At 60.2% G+C, this 21,778-nt stretch carries 20 protein-coding genes; 5 read left to right on the forward strand and 15 right to left on the reverse strand.

What is annotated here, in order from left to right; translation table 11 throughout:
- Window positions 1–23: 23 nt before the first annotated feature.
- Window positions 24–1,715, reverse strand: coding sequence for a long-chain-fatty-acid--CoA ligase FadD1 (gene fadD1, locus VQ575_RS20125; RefSeq protein ID WP_045155269.1), 1,692 nt, complete (start codon window positions 1,713–1,715; stop codon window positions 24–26).
- A gap of 371 nt (window positions 1,716–2,086) precedes the next feature.
- On the reverse strand, window positions 2,087–3,775 hold the full coding sequence (fadD2, locus tag VQ575_RS20130; protein WP_039593794.1) for a long-chain-fatty-acid--CoA ligase FadD2: 1,689 nt from the start codon (window positions 3,773–3,775) through the stop codon (window positions 2,087–2,089).
- A gap of 226 nt (window positions 3,776–4,001) precedes the next feature.
- Between fadD2 and VQ575_RS20135 the strand changes: the two genes are divergently transcribed.
- Entirely contained in the window at window positions 4,002–4,946 is a 945-nt protein-coding gene (locus VQ575_RS20135) for an alpha/beta hydrolase (protein ID WP_325918287.1), read from the forward strand.
- 39 nt (window positions 4,947–4,985) lie between these two features.
- Window positions 4,986–5,456: a MaoC family dehydratase gene (locus VQ575_RS20140; protein WP_030139345.1), complete on the forward strand. Its 471-nt coding sequence runs from the start codon at window positions 4,986–4,988 to the stop codon at window positions 5,454–5,456.
- A 54-nt stretch (window positions 5,457–5,510) separates the two neighbouring features.
- Here the strand turns inward: VQ575_RS20140 and VQ575_RS20145 are convergent, their stop codons facing one another.
- From VQ575_RS20145 to VQ575_RS20160, 4 genes are all read right to left on the reverse strand, one after another.
- The gene (locus tag VQ575_RS20145; protein ID WP_039593792.1) at window positions 5,511–6,374 is read right to left on the reverse strand and encodes an efflux RND transporter periplasmic adaptor subunit; all 864 of its coding nucleotides are present in this window, start codon (window positions 6,372–6,374) and stop codon (window positions 5,511–5,513) included.
- Between the two features lie 10 nt (window positions 6,375–6,384).
- Window positions 6,385–6,591: a DUF1656 domain-containing protein gene (locus VQ575_RS20150; RefSeq protein WP_039593791.1), complete on the reverse strand. Its 207-nt coding sequence runs from the start codon at window positions 6,589–6,591 to the stop codon at window positions 6,385–6,387.
- A complete protein-coding gene (locus tag VQ575_RS20155) occupies window positions 6,578–8,578 on the reverse strand; it encodes an FUSC family protein (protein WP_325918289.1) in 2,001 nt (666 codons plus the stop codon). Before VQ575_RS20155 ends, VQ575_RS20150 begins: the two co-directional genes overlap by 14 nt.
- 209 nt (window positions 8,579–8,787) lie before the next feature.
- A complete protein-coding gene (locus tag VQ575_RS20160) occupies window positions 8,788–9,252 on the reverse strand; it encodes a PA2169 family four-helix-bundle protein (RefSeq protein ID WP_039593790.1) in 465 nt (154 codons plus the stop codon).
- A gap of 206 nt (window positions 9,253–9,458) precedes the next feature.
- On the opposite strand from VQ575_RS20160, the gene VQ575_RS20165 reads away from it, so the two are divergent.
- Together VQ575_RS20165 and VQ575_RS20170 are read left to right on the forward strand one after the other, a co-directional pair.
- Window positions 9,459–9,695 carry a DUF3820 family protein gene (locus VQ575_RS20165; RefSeq protein ID WP_039593789.1) on the forward strand — a complete coding sequence of 79 codons (237 nt, stop codon included), beginning with the start codon at window positions 9,459–9,461 and terminating at the stop codon, window positions 9,693–9,695.
- A gap of 28 nt (window positions 9,696–9,723) precedes the next feature.
- Window positions 9,724–10,911, forward strand: coding sequence for an aminotransferase class V-fold PLP-dependent enzyme (locus VQ575_RS20170; protein ID WP_198725101.1), 1,188 nt, complete (start codon window positions 9,724–9,726; stop codon window positions 10,909–10,911).
- 132 nt (window positions 10,912–11,043) lie between these two features.
- On the opposite strand, the gene VQ575_RS20175 is transcribed toward VQ575_RS20170, so the two are convergent.
- The 3 genes from VQ575_RS20175 to zwf are packed head-to-tail and all read right to left on the reverse strand — an operon-like array spanning window position 11,044 to window position 13,899.
- Window positions 11,044–11,709, reverse strand: a complete 666-nt coding sequence (locus VQ575_RS20175) for a bifunctional 4-hydroxy-2-oxoglutarate aldolase/2-dehydro-3-deoxy-phosphogluconate aldolase (protein WP_039593787.1) — start codon at window positions 11,707–11,709, stop codon at window positions 11,044–11,046.
- Between the two features lie 17 nt (window positions 11,710–11,726).
- Entirely contained in the window at window positions 11,727–12,440 is a 714-nt protein-coding gene (gene pgl, locus VQ575_RS20180; protein ID WP_325918291.1) for a 6-phosphogluconolactonase, read from the reverse strand.
- Complete coding sequence (gene zwf, locus VQ575_RS20185; protein WP_039593785.1) at window positions 12,427–13,899, reverse strand: glucose-6-phosphate dehydrogenase; 1,473 nt, start codon at window positions 13,897–13,899, stop codon at window positions 12,427–12,429. The genes pgl and zwf overlap by 14 nt, the downstream gene beginning before the upstream one ends.
- 197 nt (window positions 13,900–14,096) lie before the next feature.
- Here zwf and VQ575_RS20190 point away from each other — a divergent pair, with 197 nt between their 5' ends.
- Complete coding sequence (locus VQ575_RS20190) at window positions 14,097–14,957, forward strand: MurR/RpiR family transcriptional regulator (RefSeq protein WP_181289374.1); 861 nt, start codon at window positions 14,097–14,099, stop codon at window positions 14,955–14,957.
- Between the two features lie 48 nt (window positions 14,958–15,005).
- Here VQ575_RS20190 and VQ575_RS20195 read toward each other — a convergent pair whose 3' ends face one another.
- The 6 genes from VQ575_RS20195 to VQ575_RS20220 form a co-directional block, all read right to left on the reverse strand.
- A complete protein-coding gene (locus tag VQ575_RS20195; protein WP_039593784.1) occupies window positions 15,006–15,860 on the reverse strand; it encodes a D-hexose-6-phosphate mutarotase in 855 nt (284 codons plus the stop codon).
- A 112-nt stretch (window positions 15,861–15,972) separates the two neighbouring features.
- Window positions 15,973–17,319 (reverse strand): carbohydrate porin, encoded by a 1,347-nt coding sequence (locus VQ575_RS20200; RefSeq protein ID WP_039593783.1) that lies wholly within the window; start codon window positions 17,317–17,319, stop codon window positions 15,973–15,975.
- 129 nt (window positions 17,320–17,448) lie between these two features.
- Window positions 17,449–18,609: an ABC transporter ATP-binding protein gene (locus VQ575_RS20205; RefSeq protein ID WP_045155262.1), complete on the reverse strand. Its 1,161-nt coding sequence runs from the start codon at window positions 18,607–18,609 to the stop codon at window positions 17,449–17,451.
- A 2-nt stretch (window positions 18,610–18,611) separates the two neighbouring features.
- Window positions 18,612–19,457 carry a carbohydrate ABC transporter permease gene (locus tag VQ575_RS20210; protein WP_039593781.1) on the reverse strand — a complete coding sequence of 282 codons (846 nt, stop codon included), beginning with the start codon at window positions 19,455–19,457 and terminating at the stop codon, window positions 18,612–18,614.
- Entirely contained in the window at window positions 19,450–20,358 is a 909-nt protein-coding gene (locus VQ575_RS20215; RefSeq protein WP_030139360.1) for a carbohydrate ABC transporter permease, read from the reverse strand. The genes VQ575_RS20210 and VQ575_RS20215 overlap by 8 nt, the downstream gene beginning before the upstream one ends.
- A 117-nt stretch (window positions 20,359–20,475) precedes the next feature.
- Window positions 20,476–21,777, reverse strand: a complete 1,302-nt coding sequence (locus VQ575_RS20220) for an ABC transporter substrate-binding protein (protein ID WP_039593780.1) — start codon at window positions 21,775–21,777, stop codon at window positions 20,476–20,478.
- Window position 21,778 lies beyond the last annotated feature (1 nt).

Here is a 21,778-nt window from a genome sequence, read left to right on the forward strand (position 1 = left end):
GGGGCTTTTTATTGGCGGCTGTCTTACTTCTTCAGTCCCAACTTCCTCAGCTCTTCATCACGTAACTCGCGCCGCAGGATCTTACCGACGTTGGTGGTCGGCAGTGCATCGCGGAACTCTACCGACTTGGGCACTTTGTAGCCGGTGACATTGGCGCGCATGTGTTCCATCACCTGTTCCTTGGTCAGCGTGACGCCCGGACGCACGACGATGAAGATCTTGATCGCCTCGCCGGATTTCTCATCCGGTACGCCGATGGCCGCGCATTGCAGCACGCCCGGCAGGGCCGCCAACACGTCTTCCAGCTCGTTGGGGTAAACGTTGAAGCCGGAGATCAGGATCATGTCTTTCTTGCGATCGACGATGCGCATGTAGCCATCCGGCTGGATCAGCGCGATGTCCCCGGTCTTGAGCCAGCCTTCGCTGTCGAGGATCTCGTCGGTGGCATCCTGGCGCTGCCAGTAGCCCTTCATCACTTGCGGGCCTTTCACGCACAATTCGCCAATTTCACCCAAAGGCAGTTCTTCGCCCGCGTCGTTGATGACCTTGCACAACGTCGACGGAACCGGGATGCCAATGGTGCCAATCTGGATGTTCTGGATCGGATTCACGGTGGCCACCGGGCTGGTTTCGGTCATGCCGTAGCCTTCGCAGATCGGGCAACCGGTGACCGCTTTCCAACGCTCCGCCGCTGCCAATTGCAGAGCCATGCCGCCAGACAGGGTGACCTTCAGCGCCGAGAAATCCAGTTTGCGGAAGGCTTCGTTGTTGCACAGCGCCACGAACAAAGTATTGAGGCCGACGAAGCCGCTGAATTTCCACTTCGACAGTTCCTTGACCATCGCCGACAAATCGCGCGGGTTGCTGATCAGGATGTTGTGGTTGCCGATCAGCATCATCGCCATGCAATGAAAGGTGAAGGCATAGATGTGGTACAGCGGCAGCGGCGTGATCAGTACTTCGCAGCCTTCATTGAGATTGGAACCCATCAGCGCCTTGCACTGCAGCATGTTCGCCACCAGGTTGCGGTGGGTCAGCATCGCGCCCTTGGCCACGCCAGTGGTGCCGCCGGTATATTGCAGCACCGCCACGTCATCACTGGTCGGGCTGGCTTCGTTCACGGGCTGGCCGTGGCCTTTGCTCAGCACGTCGTTGAACTTGATGGCCTTGGGCAAATGATAAGCCGGGACCATCTTCTTGACGTACTTGATGACGCTGTTGATCAACAGGCGCTTGAGCGGCGGCAGCAAATCGGCCACTTCGGTGACGATGACGTGCTTGACGCCAGTCTTGGGCACCACGCTTTCGGCCAGGTGCGCCATGTTTGCCAGGCACACCAGCGCCTTGGCGCCGGAGTCGTTGAATTGGTGCTCCATTTCCCGCGCGGTGTAGAGCGGGTTGGTATTGACCACGATCAGGCCGGCGCGGATGGCACCAAACACAGCGACTGGGTATTGGAGGACGTTGGGCAGCTGCACGGCGATTCGATCGCCCGGCTGCAAATCGGTATGCTGTTGCAGGTACGCGGCGAAGGCACCGGACAACTCGTAGAGTTCACCATAGGTGATGGTCTTGCCGAGGTTGCTGAATGCCGGCTTGTCGGCGAAGCGTTGGCAGGATTGCTTCAGCACCGCCTGAATATTCGGATACTCATCTGGATTGATGTCGGCAGCAATCCCAGCTGGGTATTTATCCTTCCAAAAGTTTTCAATCATGGAAGCCCCACTCCTCAGCAACGCGAATTCTCACCGCATTTGATGCGATTATTATTGGTGTGTGTCTATTGGTGAATCTGGCTTGGATAAAGGCCGAGAAGTCACAAAAGCGCGCCGAGAGTAGCAGCTTTGCCAAGGGTCGCCTAGAGCCAAAAACGGCCCCTACAGTCATAAACTTGACTCAAGAATATTCAATGGTCATTTTTAGAGTAAAAATTCTAAGCCCCGTATGATTTCGCTGGATACCTGAATATTGTGAGAGCGAGCCTGCTTGCGAAAGCGGCGTGCCAGTCCATTTCTCTGGCGCTGTCATACCGCTTCGCGAGCAGGCTCGCTCCCACAGGATCTAGTACTGGACAGGCTGTTTATCGTCAGGCGATATCGCGCAGTTCCCGGCGCAGGATCTTGCCCACTGGGGTCATCGGCAGCGATTCCCGCAACACGATGTGCTTGGGAACCTTGTAGCCGGCAAAGTTCTCCTTGCAGTACGCCTTGAGCTCTTCAAGGCTGACCCCCGACTCACGGGCCACGACGAACAGTTTCACCGCCTCCCCCGAACGCTCGTCCGGCACGCCGATTACCGCGCAACTGGCGACTTTCGGATGGGCCATCACCACGTCCTCGATTTCGTTTGGATACACGTTGAAACCCGAGACGATGATCATGTCCTTCTTGCGGTCGACAATGCGCACGAACCCATCGGGATCGATCACCGCGACATCACCGGACTTGAACCAGCCCTCGCTGTCGAGCACTTCGGCGGTCGCTTCGGGCTTGTTCCAGTAGCCCTTCATGATCTGCGGCCCCTTGATGCACAGCTCGCCGCGCTCGCCCAAAGGTAGCTCGACGCCGTCGTCGCTGATGACTTTCATCAGCGTACCCGGTACCGGCAGCCCCACCGTGCCCAGGCGCGACTTGCCACCGTAAGGATTGGCGCTGGCCACTGGCGAGGTTTCGGTCAACCCGTAGCCCTCGGTAATACCGCAACCGGTCATCTGCTTCCAACGCTCCGCGGTGGCCTTGACCAGTGCGGTGCCGCCTGAGTTGGTGACCTTGAGGTTGGAGAAATCCAGCGTCTTGAAATCAGGATGGTCCATCAGCGCGACGAACAGCGTGTTCAGCCCCAGCAGCAGCGAAAACCGCCAGTTCTTCAGCTCCTTGATAAAACCGCCGATGTCCCTGGGATTGGTGATCAGCACGTTGTGGTTGCCGGTGACCATCATGCACATGCAGTTCGCCGTGAAGGCATAGATGTGATACAGCGGCAGCGGTGCGATCATCACTTCCTGGCCCTCGCGCAACAACGGCTGGCCGTCGTCGCCGATCTGCCCCAGGCAGGCGCGGGCCTGCTGCATGTTGGCCACCAGGTTGCGATGGGTCAGCATGGCACCTTTGGCCAAGCCGGTGGTGCCACCGGTGTATTGCAGCACGGCAATGTCGTCGAGGCCGACGCTCAGCGGCTTGATGCCCTGGCCTCGTCCCAGCCGCAAGGCACTCTTGAAGGAAATGGCCTGGGGCAGTGAATAGTCCGGGACCATCTTCTTGACCTTGCTCACCACCGTATTGACCAGCCAGCCCTTGGCGGTGGGCATCAGGTCGCCCATCTTCGCTTCGATCAGGTATTGCAGGTCGGTGTCGGGCAGCACTTCCTGGACTTTCTGCCCGAACAGGTTCATGTACACCAGCGCCCGGGCACCGGAGTCCTTGAACTGATGACGCATTTCCCGGGGGGTATAAAGCGGGTTGGTATTGACCACCACCAGCCCGGCGCGCAGGGCGCCGAAGACCGCGATCGGGTACTGCAGGACGTTGGGCATCTGCACGGCGATACGATCGCCCGGCGCCAGGTCGGTATGGGCTTGCAGATAGCCGGCAAAGGCCGCGCTGTAGCGCTCCAGCTCGGCATAGGTGAGCGTCACGCCCATGTTGCTGTAGGCCGGACGGTCGGCGAATTTCTTGCAGGAACGCTCGAACACCTCGACAACCGACTTGTAGGCACTCAGGTCGATGTCCGAGGGCACGCCGGCCGGGCGTTTGTCATTCCAGAAATCAGGCTGCATTGTTTTTGTCCTCTTTACCTGAACATATCCGGGGACCGCTTGCGTATCGCTTGCACAGGCGGAGCTCATGGGACACTAGCAGCTATGGCCAATCAGGCAAATATGGCAACTTGCGTCATAGATTGTGTGAATCTTCCTGAATTGCCTTGGCCTGTTCAGGCGAGACGCAACGGATGCGCTATACAATGCAGCGACGCTGCGTCTGACTTTGTGCAAAGGAACCGCCATGATCCACCAAACGTTCTGGCTGACCGCGACCGATCATAGCCGCTTGTTCGTCAATCAGTGGCTACCCGAAACCGCCCCGCGGGCGGTGATCATGCTGGCCCACGGCATGGCCGAACACAGCGGCCGCTATGGGCGCCTGGCCCAGGCACTGTGCGATGAGGGCTATGGCATCTACGCGCCGGACCTGCGTGGGCATGGCAAGACCGGCGAAGCAGCGATCCTCGGTCACTTCGCCGACCACGACGGTTGGACCAAGGTTGTCGGCGACCTGGCGAGCCTGAACCACCACATCGGCCAGCAACATCCAGAAATACCAATCCTGCTACTGGGCCACAGCATGGGCAGTTATATCGCCCAGGGATATTTGTTACACCACAGCGCCAGCCTGCACGGGGCCATCCTCAGCGGCTCGAATTTCCAGCCCGTGGCGCTTTACGGCGCGGCGCGACTGATCGCCCGTTTCGAGCGACGACGCCAGGGACCCACAGGGCGCAGCGCGCTGATCGAGTGGCTGTCCTTCGGCAGTTTCAACAAAAAATTCAAACCCGTGCGCACGCCCTTCGACTGGCTCAGCCGCGACCCCGCGGAAGTGGACAAGTACGTCCAGGACCCGCTATGCGGCTTTCGTTGCACCAATCAACTGTGGGTCGACCTGCTCGGCGGGTTGCAGCAGATCAGCAAAGCGTCCACTCTCGCGCAGATCGATCCAGGCCTGCCGTTGCTGGTGATCGGCGGCGAATGTGATCCGGTGAGCGAAGGCAAGCGTCTGAAAGATCTGGCCGATGCCCTGCGCGACGGCGGCAACCAGCATTTGCAGTTAAAGATCTATCCGCAGGCCCGGCACGAACTGTTCAACGAAACCAACCGCGATGAAGTGACCGCCGACGTGCTGGCCTGGATTGCCCAGGCCCTGAGCCATCGGCGGCCGCCACGCAGCGAGTAGGTTTGCAGCGTTTTTCTCTACACGTCACAGGATCCAGACATGACCCAGGTTACCAACATCCCTTACGAAGCCCTCGAAGTCGGCCAGACCGCCAGCTACAGCAAGACCGTCGAAGAGCGCGACATCCAGCTGTTCGCCGCCATGTCCGGCGATCACAACCCGGTGCACCTGGACGCCGAGTTCGCCGCCGCCAGCATGTTCAAGGAGCGTATTGCCCATGGCATGTTCAGCGGCGCACTGATCAGCGCGGCAGTGGCGTGCGAGTTGCCTGGGCCGGGCACTATCTACATCGGCCAGCAGATGAGCTTCCAGAAACCCGTGAAGATTGGCGATACCCTGACCGTACGCCTGGAGATCCTGGAGAAACTGCCAAAATTCCGCGTACGCATTGCGACCCGCGTATTCAATCAGCGCGATGAACTGGTGGTGGACGGCGAAGCGGAAATCCTCGCACCACGCAAGCAGCAGACTGTGACGTTGCCGGAGTTGCCGGCAATTACTGTCGGTTGATTGCGATCCAAAGTAAGTGATGTGTGGCGAGGGGATTTATCCCCGCGCCACAAGTTATCGCGCAGTGTCGAGGACCTGCACGCTCGCCGTCATCCCGGCACTCAGGCTCACGCCCTCCGGCACCTTGTCCAGCTTGATCCGCACCGGGATCCGCTGGGCCAGGCGCACCCAGTTGAAGGTCGGCTCGACTTCCGCCAGCAGTTGCGCATCGGGATTGGTGTTGCGGTCGGTGATGCCTCGGCTGATGCTTTCCACATGGCCTTGCAGGGCATGGCCGGCGCTCATCAACCAGACCTTGACCGGATCGCCGACGCGAATCCTCGGCAATTTGGTTTCTTCGAAGTAGGCCTGCACGTAGAACGTTGAATCATCGATCAATGCCATGACCGGTTGGCCGGCGTTCACGTAGTTGCCTTGGGCCAGGCGCAGGTTGGTGATGTGACCGCTACGTGGGGCCAGGACCTGGCTGCGGGCCAGGTTCAGCTCCGCAACCTTGGCCTCGGCCTGGGCCTCGCGCAGTTCGCCTCGGGCAATGCCCGCATTGATCTGGGCGTTTTCACGCAATTCCGCACTGATGGCCTGGGGCCCCAGGGCCGCCCGGCGGCTGGCTTCGTGTTCGCGCAGGCTCAATTGCTGCTGGCGCGTCTGGACCACCGCCCGAGCTTTCTCCAATGCGGCCTCGAAACGCTCGCGATCGATACTCAGCAAGAGATCCCCCGCCTTGACTGGCTGGTTGTCCACGGCCTTGAGTTCACGCACCCAACCAGAAACGTCAGGGGCGATGACCACCACATCGGCGCGGATGCGTGCATCCCGGGTCCAGGGTGTGAGCATGTAGTACTGCCACAAATGCAGGCCGGCGAAGATCGCCACGGCCACCACGCTCAGCGTGACGGCGACACGTACGGAAGTACGCATGTTCAACTCCTTATAACGGTCCGAGGACCCGGGTAATGACAGTCAGGACGCAGACATACAGGGCGCAGTCGAACAACGCTTCGTGCCAGATCCAGCGCCCGGCCGGCACCAGGCTGAGCAACAGGCGCAGGCCCCCGGTCACCAACAAGGCAAGCACGACATAAATCAGGAACGGACTGAGCAACACCCCGCCGATCGACCACTCACGCAAGCCCATGGCTATGTTTCCCTTCTGTAGATTCGTGCTGGCGGCACCAGGCGCGCCAGCTGTTTTGCAATTGCACCAAGGCGCCTTGGGCCAGCTTCAGCGCGTCGCTCGCCGGCTGTTGCGAAAGCACCCGTAAGTACTCGTCGCTCGCCTGGGCCAATGCGTCGCCCTGGTCGCCGGCCGGGCCGCGCTCCAGCACCTGTTCCAACGTTTCGAAATAATGGCGCTGGGCTGGATTTTCCGGAACCTGGGCGACCGCCAGGCTCAAGCGCAGATGGAGCAATTCGTCGCCGATGTCCAGGCCCAGCAAACCATCGTCCCAGCGACTGCGCGACGGCACCGGCAGCTCGGGATAGTGACGCGCCAGTTGCAGCAAACGATCGGCCATGCGCCCGCCGAACCAGCTCTCGGCGCCGCGCAGACTGCGATGGGTCAAGCGCACCAGGTCATCCAGCGTTGCCGCCAGCAACCGGCGGCTGTGCCAGGCCGGGTTGCGCAGAATCAACAGATTGAATGCCAACACCGCTGCGCCAACACCGATCATCATGGCCTGGGCGTTATTGAAAAAAGTCGCAACGTCGTACTTCATGGCGTTGAGCGGCGAGACCAGCACCACGAAATGCAGACAGAACGAGGTGGCGGTCGCGTAGAGCGGCGGCTTGGCCATGCACAGCGCCCCGAGGAACAAAGGCACGCCCATGGCCATGCCGAGCATTGCGAAGCTGCTCCATTGCGGCAGCATGATTTCACCGATCACAAACGCGGTCGGAACCGCCAGGAGAATCCCTCGCAAGAAACTCATGCCGATCTGCGCACCGTTTTCACGGCTGGCGAACAGGCTGCACACCACGCAAGTCAGCAGCAAAGCACCCGAAGCAGCCGGCCAGGCAGTCGCCAGCCAGAAACACGCGACCGCCAGGAACGCCAGGGCGCTGCGGGCGCCGAACACCATCGCCAGGGACAGGTCCCGATGCGGCGCCAGGGTGCGTGGGGGATCGGCCGCCGCCCTGCCCTCTTGCACCGCCGACAGCGCATCGCAAGCCGCCAGGGCGGTGTCGAGCAACAAGGCGAAACGTGCCAGGCAATAACTTTGCGCCGAGCTTAACCGGGGGTCGTGAGAGGCGTCCCAGACCCGCGGTCGCAGTGCGTGCAGTGTCGCGCTGTCAGCGTCGAGGGCTTGCTGTACCTCGTCCATCCACGGCTGCAGCGCTTCGGCATCCTGGGGCTCGAGCTGTTTCCATTGCCGGCGTACGGAGCGGGAAAGGCGCAGCAGCATCAACAGTTTCTGGCTCAAGCCGCTGATGGACCGGGCGCGCTGGCGTCCCAATCGGCCTTCGAACCAGGCATGTTCGCGCTGGGCGTCTACCGCGACGATCTTGCCGAGAATTTCGAGCAAGCCTTTGCGTGCCTGGGCATCGCCTGCCAAGGTGGCACGGGCTGCCTGCATGCCGCTCTGCCAGGCGGCGCGGGCCTGATCCGCCAGTTGCCGTTCAACCCGCAACGGCCAGAGCAAGGCACTGGTCAAGGTGGCGCAAGTAATGCCCAGGCTGATCTCGGTACAGCGCGCCACGGCCTGATCGAATACCCCAAGCGGATGGGAAATGGCCGGCAGGGCAATGATCGCCACGGTGTAGCCCGCCAGCACGAACGAATACGACCAGGCGCTGCGCAACAACGTCGAACAAGCCGTGCACACGCCCAGCCACAACGCCAGCGCCAGCAAGAACAACCAGGGCGCCTGGGCGAACAAGCCCATGAACACCACCGACATGATCGTTCCCACCGCCGTCCCGACCAAGCGTGCCAAGCCTTTCTGTACCACCATGCCGGACAACGGCTGGGCCACGATGAACGCCGTCATCAGCGCCCATGACGGCTGCTCCAATCCCCAGCGCAACGCCAGCCACAACGCCAGGCCACCACCGAGCACGGTCTTGATGGCGAACTGCACAGCGAGGCGATCAGGGGCGAACAGAGCCTGAAAGGTGATGGGCACGCGCAAAACTCTTCTTGGGATGACGTAACGATAGATCGTGGAAAATGCGATGCAATTATTAGGTAGCTATCTATTGACGTCCAGCGTTGATTGTTGAGAGATCTGACAAACTCTCTTGCGGATTTGTGCTGATAGAAAGCGTTCCTCGGCCCGGATCGCTTCCATAAAAAAACGCCAGGCAAGCTGGCGTTTTTCGTCACACGCAAGTGTTAGCTGGCGCGCGCCTGGTTGCGCAGGGCCTTGACCTGGTCATGGTTGCGTTGCACACCGTGGTACTGACGCTCCACCAGGTCGCGAATGCCCTCCAGGTTGTGCTTGTTGATCTTCTCCATCGCTTCCCGGTAAGCCTTCAGCGCGTGGTCTTCGCCGCGCTCGGCCTCGTTCAGCACCGCTTCTTCGTCCTTGCCGGTGAACATCGATTTTACGTCGACCCAACGGCGGTGCAGGTCACCGGCAACGCTGGTAGAGGTTTCCGGATCGCCGCCCAGGGAACGTACGGCGGCTTGCAGCTCGGCCGCAGCAGTGGCGCAGTCGGCGGAACGCTTGACGAACAGAGCCTTGAGTTCAGGGTGCTTGATGTCTTCAGCGCAGGTCTTGAATCCTTCCTGGCCATCCTTGCTGGTCTCGATCAGGTCATTCAAGACAGAGATGGATTCTTTGTTGATGTCAGTCATTTTTCAGTTCCTTTGCTTGGTGAATAAAAACCTGCAAGGAATATTGCATCGGCCATGCCAGCCACCGAACCAACATAAAATTCTTATAAATCAACTATTTATAAAATAACGCAATTTCTGTATCCGCTTTATTTGCATGATCTGTCATTTGGCCTGCATGCAGAATGCCTGTATTTTGCCGATGGTTTTCAACAAGACATTCGCCTATGAATCCGGAAAAGCTGGAACTGCTGGTCACCCGCCAGATGCCCTTTGGCAAGTACAAGGGCCGAATCCTTGCCGACCTGCCGGGCCAGTATCTGAATTGGTTCGCACGGGAGGGTTTTCCCCACGGGGAATTGGGCGGCTTGCTGGCGTTGATGCAGGAAATCGACCACAACGGTCTGTCGGACCTGCTGGACCCGCTGCGAGCCAAACATGGCTTGCCCAAACCTGGCTACTGATGCTGCCTTTGACTGATTGAGCCCCGCCATGCCCGAAAATACGCTGCGCGCCCACGATGAAACCTTCTGGGAAACCTTTGTCGGTCGCTACGATGTCGACGCCGATGGGCCACTTAATCTCGAAAACGGTTACTTCGGCCGGATGTCGCGTACGGTGGTGGAGGAATATCAACGCAATATCGAGCTGGTGAACCGCGGCAATTCGTTTTATGTGCGCCAACAATTCGACCAGGAGCATGGCGAAGCGATACGCCGAGAAGTGGCGCAACTGATCCACGCCCCAGCGTCCACCGTGACACTGGCCAACAATGCGGTTGACGCCCTGCAGACGCTGATTCGCAATTACAACAAGCTCAAGCCTGGCGACCAGGTATTGATCAGCGATGTGGAATACGAGTCGGTCAAGAGCGCGATGCGCTGGCTGGCCCGCCAGCGCGGCGCCGAGGTTGTCGAGCTGGTCCATCCGCACCCTGCCAGTTTTGACGCACTGGTGGGCACTTACCGAGAAGCCTTCATTCGTTATCCGCGCCTGAAGCTGATGGCGCTGACTTATGTGAACCATCTGACCGGCCTGGTGATGCCGGTCCAGGCGATCGCCGAGACGGCACGGGAATTCGGGGTCGATATCATTCTCGACGGTGCCCACGCCTTGGGCCAGATCGATTTCAATCTCAAGAAACTCGGCATTGAGTTTGCCGGGTTCAACCTGCAGAAATGGCTTGGCGGCCCCTTGGCGCTGGGCTTCCTCTATATCGCGCCACACCGGCTGGCCGACATCGACCCGGACATGGACGAGAGCCACTACCCGCCCACCGACATACGCTCGCGCACGCCTCACAGTACGCCCAACATCCCGGCGTTGCTGACGCTGCCCCTGGTATTCGAAGAGCACCGTGCCCTGGGCGGAGCATCGGCCAAAGGCGCACGGCTATGTCATCTGCGGGACTTGTGGGTAAGCGCCGTTCGTGACGTGCCGGGCATTGAGGTCATGACGCCGGACGACCGGCGCCTCTATTGCGGCATCACTTCAATGCGTTTTGCCCACCAGCCTGACCAGCAAGCGATGGCTGATCGGTTGCTCGAGGAGCATGGGATTTTTACCGTGGTGCGCAAGACCAGCGTCGGCCTTTGCATTCGCATTACGCCGGGGTTGATTACCTTGGGCCGTGATATCGAGAGGTTGACCCGAGCGCTGACCGACCTGAGCCGAATCTAGTTGTAGCGAGGGGATTTATCCCCTCGCCACAGAGCCAGCGTGCTCGCTGCAAAAATACAGGCAAAAAAAAACGGTGCGCCGACCAAGCGCACCGTAAAGCCGTAGAACACACAACGAAGTTCGGTAAGACAATCAGTCCAGCAGCGCCAGTGCCTCGGCGGTGCATTCCTGGATACGGGCCCAGTCGCCGTTCTTGATCCACTCCGGATCTAGCATCCAACTGCCGCCCACGCACATCACGTTTTTCAACGCCATGTAGCTCTTGATATTGGCCGGGCTCACGCCGCCGGTCGGGCAGAATTTCACTTCGCCGAATGGCCCGCCCAACGCCTTGATGGCAGCGACGCCACCGCTGACTTCCGCCGGGAACAACTTGAAGCGGCGATAGCCCAGGCCATAGCCTTCCATGATGCCCGAGGCATTGCTGATGCCCGGCAACAACGGGATCGGGCTCTGGACGCTGGCCTCCAGCAAGTCCCGGGTGATACCCGGCGTCACGATGAACTGCGAACCGGCTGCCTCGGCGGCGGCCAGCATGTGACGATCGAGCACCGTGCCAGCGCCCGTCACCAGTTCCGGGCGCTGCTCGCGCAGTACCTGAATGGCCTTGAGGCCGTATTGCGAGCGCAAGGTCACTTCCAGTGCCGTCAGGCCACCAGCGGCCAAGGCATCGGCCAACGGCAGGATGTCTTGTTCACGCGCAATGGTAATCACCGGCAGAATCCGCGCCTTGGCGCAGAGGCTGTCGATCAGCGTCACTTTGTCCGCCATGGAAACGGTCGAGGATGGGTTTTTCATAGCGGCTGATCCTTGGTTCATGGGCACCAGTAAATCTCTAACGTAGGTTGCAGAAACGCGCGGATCGGCATCTCGGCGACGTTGTCACCGGCCACTGCAGCGTTCAGGGTGGTCAATTTCGATTGACCGGAAATCGACAGGACTTTGTGCGTGGCCGAAGCCAGCAAGGCACGGCTCATCGTCAGGCGTTGATGCGGTACCGTCGGCGCGAGCATCGGCCAGCAACGGCGGACGCCATTTTGATCCAGGGCCTCAGCCAGGTTCGGGCTGCCGGGAAACAGCGAAGCGGTATGGCCGTCATCGCCCATGCCCAGTATCAGCACGTCAATCGGCGGCAGCTCGGCGAGCCGGCGATCCGCCTGTTCGGCGGCGGCTTCCAGGTTGGCGCTGGCGCTGTAGAGACTCAGGAACTGCGCCTTGGCCGCGGCCCCCTGGAGCAGATAACGCTTGAGCAGGCCGGCATTGCTGTCGGCATGTTCAACCGGCACCCAGCGTTCATCGGCCAGGCTCACCACCACTTTCGACCAGTCCAGCGCCTCCTTGGCCAAGTGCTGGAAAAATGCCACCGGGCTGCGACCGCCGGACACCACAAGGGTCGCCGCGCCTTTGGCCTCGATCGCGGCGCGCAGTTGCTGCGCCACGCTCAGGGCCAGGCTTTGCGCCAGCAGCACCGGGCTCTTGAACTCCAGGGCAGTGACACCCTGGGGCAGATTCAATTCAGATATCGCCATACCATGACCTCCCATCCCGCGTGATCAGTGCAATGGAGCTCATCGGCCCCCATGACCCAGCGGCATAAGGCTTGGGCGCATCACCGGACTTCTTCCAGCCGGCGATCAACTGGTCACACCACGTCCACGCGGCTTCGATTTCATCTTTACGAACAAACAGGTTCTGATTGCCGTTCATGACTTCCAGCAACAACCGTTCGTAGGCATCGGGAATCCGTGCGCTACGGTAGGTGTCGGAGAAGTTGAGTTGCAGCGGACCGCTGCGTAATTGCATGCCCTTGTCCAGGCCTTGCTCCTTGGTCATCACCCGCAAGGAAATCCCTTCGTCCGGTTGCAGGCGGATGATCAGCTTGTTGCTGATCTGCAGGCGCTGCTCGGGAGCGAAGATGTAGTGGGACGGTTCCTTGAAGTGGATCACGATCTGCGACAGCTTCTGCGGCATGCGCTTGCCGGTGCGCAGGTAGAACGGAACACCCGCCCAGCGCCAGTTGCGGATATCGGCGCGCAAGGCAACGAACGTCTCGGTGTCGCTCTGGGTATTGGAATTCGGCTCTTCCAGGTATCCCGGCACCGCCTTGCCTTCGCTGTGGCCGGCGATGTACTGGCCGCGCACCACCTGGGTAGTCAGGCCTTCCGGGCTGATCGGCGCCAAGGCCTTGAGCACCTTGACCTTCTCGTCACGGATGCTGTCGGCGGACAGGTCGGCCGGCGGGTCCATGGCGATCAGGCACAACAGCTGCAGCAGGTGATTCTGGATCATGTCACGCAGTTGGCCAGCCTTGTCGAAATAGCCCCAACGCCCTTCGATCCCGACCTTCTCGGCCACGGTGATTTCCACGTGGGAGATGTAGTTCTGGTTCCACTGGGTTTCGAACAGGCTGTTGGCGAACCGCAGCGCGATCAGGTTCTGTACCGTTTCCTTGCCCAGGTAATGGTCGATGCGGTAAGTGCGGTTCTCGGGAAAGAACTGCGCCACGGCGTCGTTGACCTTGCGCGACGACTCGAGGTCCGAGCCGATGGGTTTTTCCAGCACGACACGGGTGTTTTCGCTGAGGCCGACTTTCGCCAGGTTCTCGCAGATCGCGCCATAGACCGCCGCCGGAGTGGCGAAGTAGGCGATGACTTGTTGCTGGGTCAAGCCGACCTGCTCGGCAAGCGCGACGTAATCGTCCGCCTTGAGGAAATCGACGTGCAGGTAAGTCAGCCGCGCCAGGAAGCGTTCGATCACGGTTTCGTCGAGGTCTTTATCGCCCACATAGCGCCGCAGCTCGGTGCTGATGAACGCCAAATGCTGCTGTTCGCTGCCCGGTTCGCGGGCCAGCGCCAGGATTCGCGTGTCTTCGTGCAACAGGCCGGCGCCATCGAGCTGATAAAGGGCTGGAAACAGCTTGCGAAGCGCCAGGTCGCCCAGCGCGCCGAACAAGGCAAAAGTGCACGGTTCAACCGTAATCGAATGCATGATGTTTGTTCTTTTATCAAGTTAAGCTACAAATACCTTTTTTCAAGGCATCACTCAAGGAAAAATGTAGTAATAACCACAACATTTTTCGAAAATACCGATTCCGAGTGGTGGTCCGTCGGAGCCATCAGTAGGATAGGCCACCGCAAAGGGTCGTATCAAAGACCCATCATCTCTAGGAATCTTGTATGGACCGCGTGCGAAATCTACTGGAGCAGATCCAGAGTCGCCTGGAAGACCTGAACAAGGCCGAACGCAAGGTGGCCGAGGTGATCCTGCTCAACCCACAGCAGGCTACCCGCTTCAGCATTGCCGCCCTCGCCCAGGCGGCCTCGGTCAGTGAACCGACCGTCAATCGCTTTTGCCGCTCGTTCGGTGTCAGCGGTTACCCGGAACTCAAGTTGCAACTGGCCCAAAGCCTGGCCAGCGGCGCGGCTTATGTCAGCCGCGCCGTGGAAGCCGACGACAACCCCGAAGCCTATACCCAGAAGATCTTTGGCAGCGCCATTGCCTCATTGGACAGTGCCTGCCAGGCCCTTGATCCAAATTTGATCAGCCGCGCGGTGGATCTGCTGATCCAGGCCCGGCAGATCCACTTCTTCGGCCTCGGCGCATCGGCGCCGGTAGCGCTGGATGCCCAGCACAAGTTTTTCCGCTTCAACCTGGCAGTGACCGCCCATGCCGACGTGCTGATGCAACGCATGATCGCTTCGGTGGCCCATACCGGCGAATTGTTCGTGATCATTTCCTACACCGGGCGCACCCGCGAACTGGTAGAGGTTGCGCGCATCGCCCGGGAGAACGGCGCATCGGTACTCGGCCTGACCGCCGAAGGTTCGCCATTGGCCAAGGCCAGCACCTTGAGCCTGAACATTCCATTGCCCGAAGATACCGATATCTACATGCCGATGACTTCTCGGATCATCCAGCTCACCGTACTGGACGTGCTCGCCACCGGCATGACCCTGCGCCGCGGCGTGGACTTCCAGCCGCATCTGCGCAAGATCAAGGAAAGCCTGAATGCCAGCCGCTACCCGGTTGGGGATGAATTCAACTGACCCCGTCCCGATCGTTCCCACGCTCTGTGCGGGAACGATCATCCAGAGCTAAGCCTCCACCCGCGCCTGCAAACTCAAATGCGCTCGCTCCCCGGGCGCCAGGCACAGGCTTGCTGTACCGCCACTGGCCGCTTCGACGCAAACGAACTCGCTGACCTCATCCCAACTTACCCCCAACAGGGGCCGCGCACCGGGATGCCAAACCACCGTGTCGGCGCTTTCTCCGGTGTCGATGCGCAGTTCGCGCTGCCAGGCGTGATCCTTGAGCTGCAATTCGCCGTCATGCTGGAATACCCTCTGACAGCCGCCCTCGACCCGCAACTCGCCCTCCTGCTGGCAAGCGGCACGGCTCAACTGGTCGTAACCCTGGGCGCCTTCGAGCCCAGACAGCGCTACCTCACCAACGTCACCAATACGCCAATACGCGTGCAAGGCCTGGCTCAACTGGCAAGGCAGGCTGTCCTGATGCTCGGTGCTCAAGCGCAACTCCATGCGCTCGCCCAGGTCGGCATACAGGTCCACTTGCCAGTCACACAACTGCAATTGCCAATGCAGGTGTACGCCATCGTCATCGCTGGCGCTGTCGAGCAATTTCCAATCGATCAGACGCGCCCAGCCATGGGACGGCCAGGCGTTTTCGCTCGGATGGCGACCATACCAAGGCCAGCACACCGGCACGCCGCCGCGTATCGCGCCGACCTGCGGCCACTTGGCCGCACACCACAACCAGGGTTTCTGGCCTCGCGGCTGGAAATGCAACAATTGCGCACCCTGGCGACTGAAAACCGCCTGGCACAGCGGATGATCGATAACCAAGACGTCACGCTGCTGATAGCGCTCCCACGCAAACACCGGACGCTCGCGCAAGGATCTGAAAAAGCGTTGTAGCGGATGCTCATGCATGGGCCGCGGTCCTGGGATGGTCAAGGAGGTACGACGCACTCCACAAAAAAAAGCGGACAGCCTTGGCCGTCCGCAAATATGCGCACATAGAGGAGAGCTTATCGCAACAGCGTTAGAACACCGACTGAATTTTCAGGCCGGCCACCAGCGCGTCATCCACTTCATCAACACCACCCGGGTGGGTGACGTATTGCAGGTTCGGACGCACGGTCAGCCAGTTGGTGACATGGAAGCCGTAGTTGATTTCGTAGTTGTACTCGGTGCTGCGCAGTGGCGAGAACAGCGGATCGTCGTAATCGGTCACGCCATTGGCAACGTTGGTCAGCTCGGCGTTTTTCTTCACATCTTCGTTGACATGGATACGCGAGAAGCCGATGCCGACATCGTCTTTTGGACGTGCATCGAACGGTCCCTTGTACACGAACATCAGCGACTGGTAGTTGTCGACGATGTTGGTTTCCTTGTCGTGAAAGGTGGCGTTGGCGGCGATGTTCAGGCCACGCGAAGCGTCACCGTTGTGGGTGGTGAGCTGCTGTTGCATGACGAACCAGTAGCCGTCCTTGCTGCTGTGGCTGCGATAGGGGTTACGGGTGATTGCTGCGTCGCCGCCGTTGTCGTCCTCACGAACGTCGTCCGCCTTGGCCGTGCTCTTGTAGTAACCGACACGGTATTCGCCCGGCAGGTTGTTGAGCTTGGGCGACCAGACCAATTCGACCGGAATCAGCGTACCCTCGGTCCCGCTGCCGCTGAGCTTGTAGCGGTTGTTGTTTTCCAGCTGCGAAGGGTTCTGGTTGTACGCACCGATCTGTGCATAGAGCTCAGGGGTGATGTTGTACTTGAACCGAATCGCCGCCTGCATGATTGGCCAGTTGTACCAGATGCCGGTGGCCCAGTTACCTGCTTGGGAACCGCAGAAGGCCAGGTTCTGGAAGTCGCAAGGGAAGGTGTTGAAGTCCTCGCCCACGCCGTAGTAACCGGCCTTCACGTCCAGCTTGCTGTCGAAGTACTTCTGCTTGATCCACAACTGGGTCAGGCGCGTGGTTTGGCCGCGCCCCCAGACTTCCTGGGACGAACTGAGGGTGCCGGCACGCGGGTCACCGATACGATCATTGGAAATGTTGCGACCATCGCGGCGAGTGAACTGGATCTTGGCTTCGGTATCGTTCCAGCCCGCCAGTTTTTCCAGGTCGAGCGCTACACCCAGGCCAAACTGCTGGGACCAGCGCGCGGTCTTGTCATCGTTGTAGCCGCCATCGAGATTGGCACCCATCTCTCCGACGAAATCAGCCTTGATGTCGATACCCTGCTCGATCAGCTTGGTCCGTTCACCGCCCCAGTCGCCCGTCATCCACTGCGAATCGGCGCTGAACGCGTCGGCAGCGTGTGCGCTACCGGCCAGCATCATCGCCGCAACGGCTGACAACTGGCAGATAAGCTGGGCATTGTTGTTCTTCTTCATCCCTACATCCTCGTCTTTATTGTTATTAACTGTTTTTATCTAACGCGGTTTACAACGATTGCGACGGGTGGTCCCCCACTCGCCGCATACCCCTTTTGGTGGGAACAAACTCAATCCCCCATGTATTCTTCACCGGCCTTTGAACTGCGCCACATTGGCAGGTCGGTCTCCAGCCTGCGGCTGCGCAGCCACGCCCAGGCGCTCGCCGGACTTGGCATCGAACAGCAGCACTTTCGCGGGATCGAATTGCAACGTCAGGGTTTCCCCCGGCTGCGGCGCCACGTCCGGCGCCAGGCGGCAGCAGACCTTGGTGTCGTTGAGGTTGACGAACACCAGGGTGTCCGGACCGGTGGGTTCGGTGACCTGGACTTCGGTGCGAATGGTCGGCAAGCCGTTCGGCTCATTGCCGGCCAGCACGATCTGCTCCGGGCGCAAGCCAAGGATCACTTCGCGGTCCTCGAGACCCGCGTCCTGCATGCCCAACGGCAACTCGCAACGGGCCTGGCCGCTGTCGAGCAAGGCCAGCAGGCGGCCGTCCTTGCGTTGCAGGCGCAACGGGATGAAGTTCATCGGCGGCGAACCGATGAAGCTCGCCACGAACAGGTTGGCCGGGTTGTTGTAGATGTCCTTCGGCGTGCCGAACTGCTGGATTATCCCGTCCTTCATCACCGCCACTTTGTCGCCCAGGGTCATGGCTTCGATCTGGTCGTGGGTGACGTAGACCGTGGTGGTCTTCAGGCGCTGGTGCATCAGTTTCATTTCGGTGCGCATCTCGACCCGCAGCTTGGCGTCGAGGTTGGACAGCGGTTCGTCGAACAGGTAGATCTTCGGCCGCCGCGCCAGGGCACGTCCCATCGCAACGCGCTGTTGCTGGCCGCCGGAGAGCTGGCCTGGCTTGCGGTTGAGCAGGTGTTCGATCTGCAACAGCTTGGCGACCCGCGCCACTTCCTCGTTGATGTCGGCTTGTTTCATCTTGCGAATCTTCAGGCCGAACTCGATGTTCTCGCGCACGCTCATGGTCGGGTACAGCGCGTAGGACTGGAACACCATGGCGATGTCGCGATCCTTCGGGCTCATGCCGCTGACGTCCTGGTCGCCGATCATGATCGCGCCGCCGGTGATGGTCTCGAGGCCGGCGATGCAATTCATCAGGGTCGACTTGCCGCAGCCCGAAGGACCGACCAGGATCAGGAATTCGCCTTCCTTGATCGACAATTGGATGTCTTTCAAGGTGTCGGGCAGGCCCGCGCCGTAGGTCTTGTTTACATTGCGTAGTTCAAGCGTAGCCATGATTACCCCTTGACCGCGCCAGCCGTGAGGCCGCGCACGAAATACTTGCCTGCGATCACATAGACCAGCAGGGTCGGCAGCCCGGCGATCATCGCCGCCGCCATATCCACGTTATATTCCTTGGCCCCGGTGCTGGTGTTGACCAGGTTGTTCAGCGCCACCGTGATGGGCTGGGAGTCGCCGCTGGAGAACACCACGCCGAACAGGAAGTCGTTCCATATCTGGGTGAACTGCCAGATCAGGCAGACCATGATGATCGGCGTCGACATCGGCAGGATGATCCGCCGGAAGATCGTGAAGAATCCGGCACCATCCAGGCGCGCAGCCTTCACCAACGCGTCGGGAATGCTCACGTAGTAGTTACGGAAGAACAGCGTGGTGAATGCCAGGCCGTAGACGACGTGGACGAACACCAGGCCGGTGGTGGTGCTGGCCAGGCCCATCTTGCCGAGGGTGAACGAGGCTGGCAGCAGCACGGTCTGGAACGGCAGGAAGCAACCGAACAGCAACAGGCCGAAGAACAACTGCGACCCACGGAAGCGCCACATCGACAGCACATAACCGTTCAACGCGCCGATGGCGGTGGAAATCAGCACGGCTGGCACGGTGATCTTGATCGAGTTCCAGAAGTAACCATTGACGGTCCCCCAGGCCTTGACCCAGCCGATGCCACTGACCACGGTCGGCCAGCTCAGCAGGTTGCCGGTGCTGATGTCTTCCGGCGTCTTGAAGCTGGTCAACAGCATGACCACCAACGGCACCAGGTAAAGCAGTACCGCGAGGATCAGCACCGCGTAGATGGCGATGCGGCTCAGGCTGATGGAAGGTTTCGCAGCGAGACTAGTCATGACGCTTGGCCCTCAGCTCGGAATACAGGTAAGGCACGATGATCGCGAGGATCGCACCGAGCATCAGGATTGCACTGGCCGAGCCCATGCCCATCTGGCCGCGACTGAAGGTGAACGAATACATGAACATGGCAGGCAGGTCGGAGGAGTAACCCGGGCCACCGGCCGTCATGGCTGCCACCAGGTCGAAGCTCTTGATCGCGATGTGCGCCAGGATCATCACGGCACTGAAGAACACCGGGCGCAGGCTCGGCAGCACCACTTTCCAGTAGATGCGCGGCATGCTCGCGCCATCGATCTGCGCGGCGCGGATGATCGACTGGTCCACCCCACGCAGGCCGGCCAGGAACATCGCCATGATGAAACCCGAGGCCTGCCATACGGCAGCGATCACCAGGCAATACACCACGCGATCGGGGTCGATCAGCCAGTCCAGGCGGAAGCCTTCCCAACCCCAGTCACGCAACAGTTTGTCCAGGCCCATGCCCGGGTTGAGCAGCCATTTCCAGGCGGTACCGGTGACGATCATCGAGAGCGCCATCGGGTACAGGTAAATGGTGCGGATGAAACCTTCGCGGCGAATACGCTGGTCGAGAAATACCGCCAGCAGCACGCCGATCACCAGGGTGATGCCAATGAACATCCCGCCGAAGACCGCGAGGTTTTTGCTGGCCACCCACCAACGATCGTTGTCCCACAGCCGTGCGTATTGCGCCAGGCCCGCCCATTTGTAGGTAGGCAGGAAAGTCGAAGTCGTGAACGACAGGACGAACGTCCACAGGATGTAGCCATAGAAGCCCACCAGGACGATGAACATGCTCGGCGCCAGCACCAGTTTTGGTAGCCAGCGCTGCAATGCATCGAACGGCGAGGCCTTGCTGAACACAGCAACAGAACTCATGGGGAAATCCAAAAAACAGGGTTACAAGGGCGATCCCATGTGGGAGCGAGCTTTTGTGGCGAGGAGATTTATCCCTTCACCACAAACGCTCGCTCCCCCAAGGGATCGCGGCGCTGATTACTTCGCAGACTGAACCGCTGCGCCAAGCTTCTTGGCCGCGTCTGCTGGGTCGGCTTTCGGGTCGTTGATGTAGTTGGTCACCACGTCAAAGAACGCGCCTTGTACCGCCAGCGTGGTTGCCATGTTGTGCGCCATGCTCGGTTGCAGGCCGCCGTTCTTGGCGTCTGCCAGGAAGTCCTTGGCGGCGGTCTGGGCGCAGGAATCGAAACCGTACTTGCCCATGTCGGCCAGCATGTCGTTGCGCACCGGGATCGAGCCTTTGTTGATGCTGAAGACCTTCTGGAAGTTCTCGCCCAGCACGACCTTGGCGATATCCTGCTGGCCCGCCGCAGTGCCTTCGTCTTTCTGCTTGAACACCGCCAGGGAATCGATGTTGTAGGTGAAGGCCTTCTCGGTACCCGGGAACGCTACGCACTCATAGTCCTTGCCGGCGACTTTCTTCGCGGCGGTCCATTCGCTCTTGGCCCAGTCACCCATGATCTGCATGCCGGCCTTGCCGTTGATGACCTTGGCTGCTTCCAGGTTCCAGTCCTGGCCCTTGCCGTCGGCGTCCATGTAGGTCGCGACTTTCTTCAGCTCGGTCAGTGCCTTGACCATTTCCGGACCGGTCAGCGCCTTGTTGTCCAGGTCGACCAGGGCTTTCTTGTAGCCTTCGGCGCCCATGACCGAGAGCACCACCGCTTCGAACACGGTGCTGTCCTGCCATGGCTGGCCACCGTGGGCCAGCGGGATGAAGCCCGCGGCCTTGAGCTTGTCACCGGCGGCATAGAATTCTTCGAGGGTGGTCGGGTTCTTGGTGATACCGGCTTTCTTGAAGACTTCCGGGTTGATCCACAGCCAGTTGACGCGGTGGATGTTCACCGGCACGGCGACGTAGTCGCCTTCGTACTTCACGGTGTCGGAGACTTTCTTGTCGAGCAGGCTGTCCCATTTTTCCGCCTTGGAAACGTCTTTCAGGACGTCGGTGTCGAGCAGGCCCGTGGTCGCCCATTCCTGGATGTCCGGCCCCTTGATCTGGGCGACGCCCGGTGGATTACCTGCCACCGCACGGCTCTTGAGTACGGTCATGGCGGTGGAGCCGCCACCGCCGGCGACAGCGCCGTCCTTCCAGGTAAAGCCGTCTTTTTCTACCTGGGCCTTGAGCACATCGACCGCGGCTTTTTCGCCACCTGACGTCCACCAGTGGACGACTTCCACGGAACCTTTCGATTCAGCGGCAAGAGCAGTGACAGGGAATGCTGCGACGGGAAGCAGGGAAGCAAGAGAAATGACAGTAGCGAGGCGAGAAATCGCATTCATC

Origin of the sequence: Pseudomonas frederiksbergensis (assembly GCF_035751725.1) — a bacterium.
Taxonomy (GTDB): domain Bacteria; phylum Pseudomonadota; class Gammaproteobacteria; order Pseudomonadales; family Pseudomonadaceae; genus Aquipseudomonas; species Aquipseudomonas frederiksbergensis_A.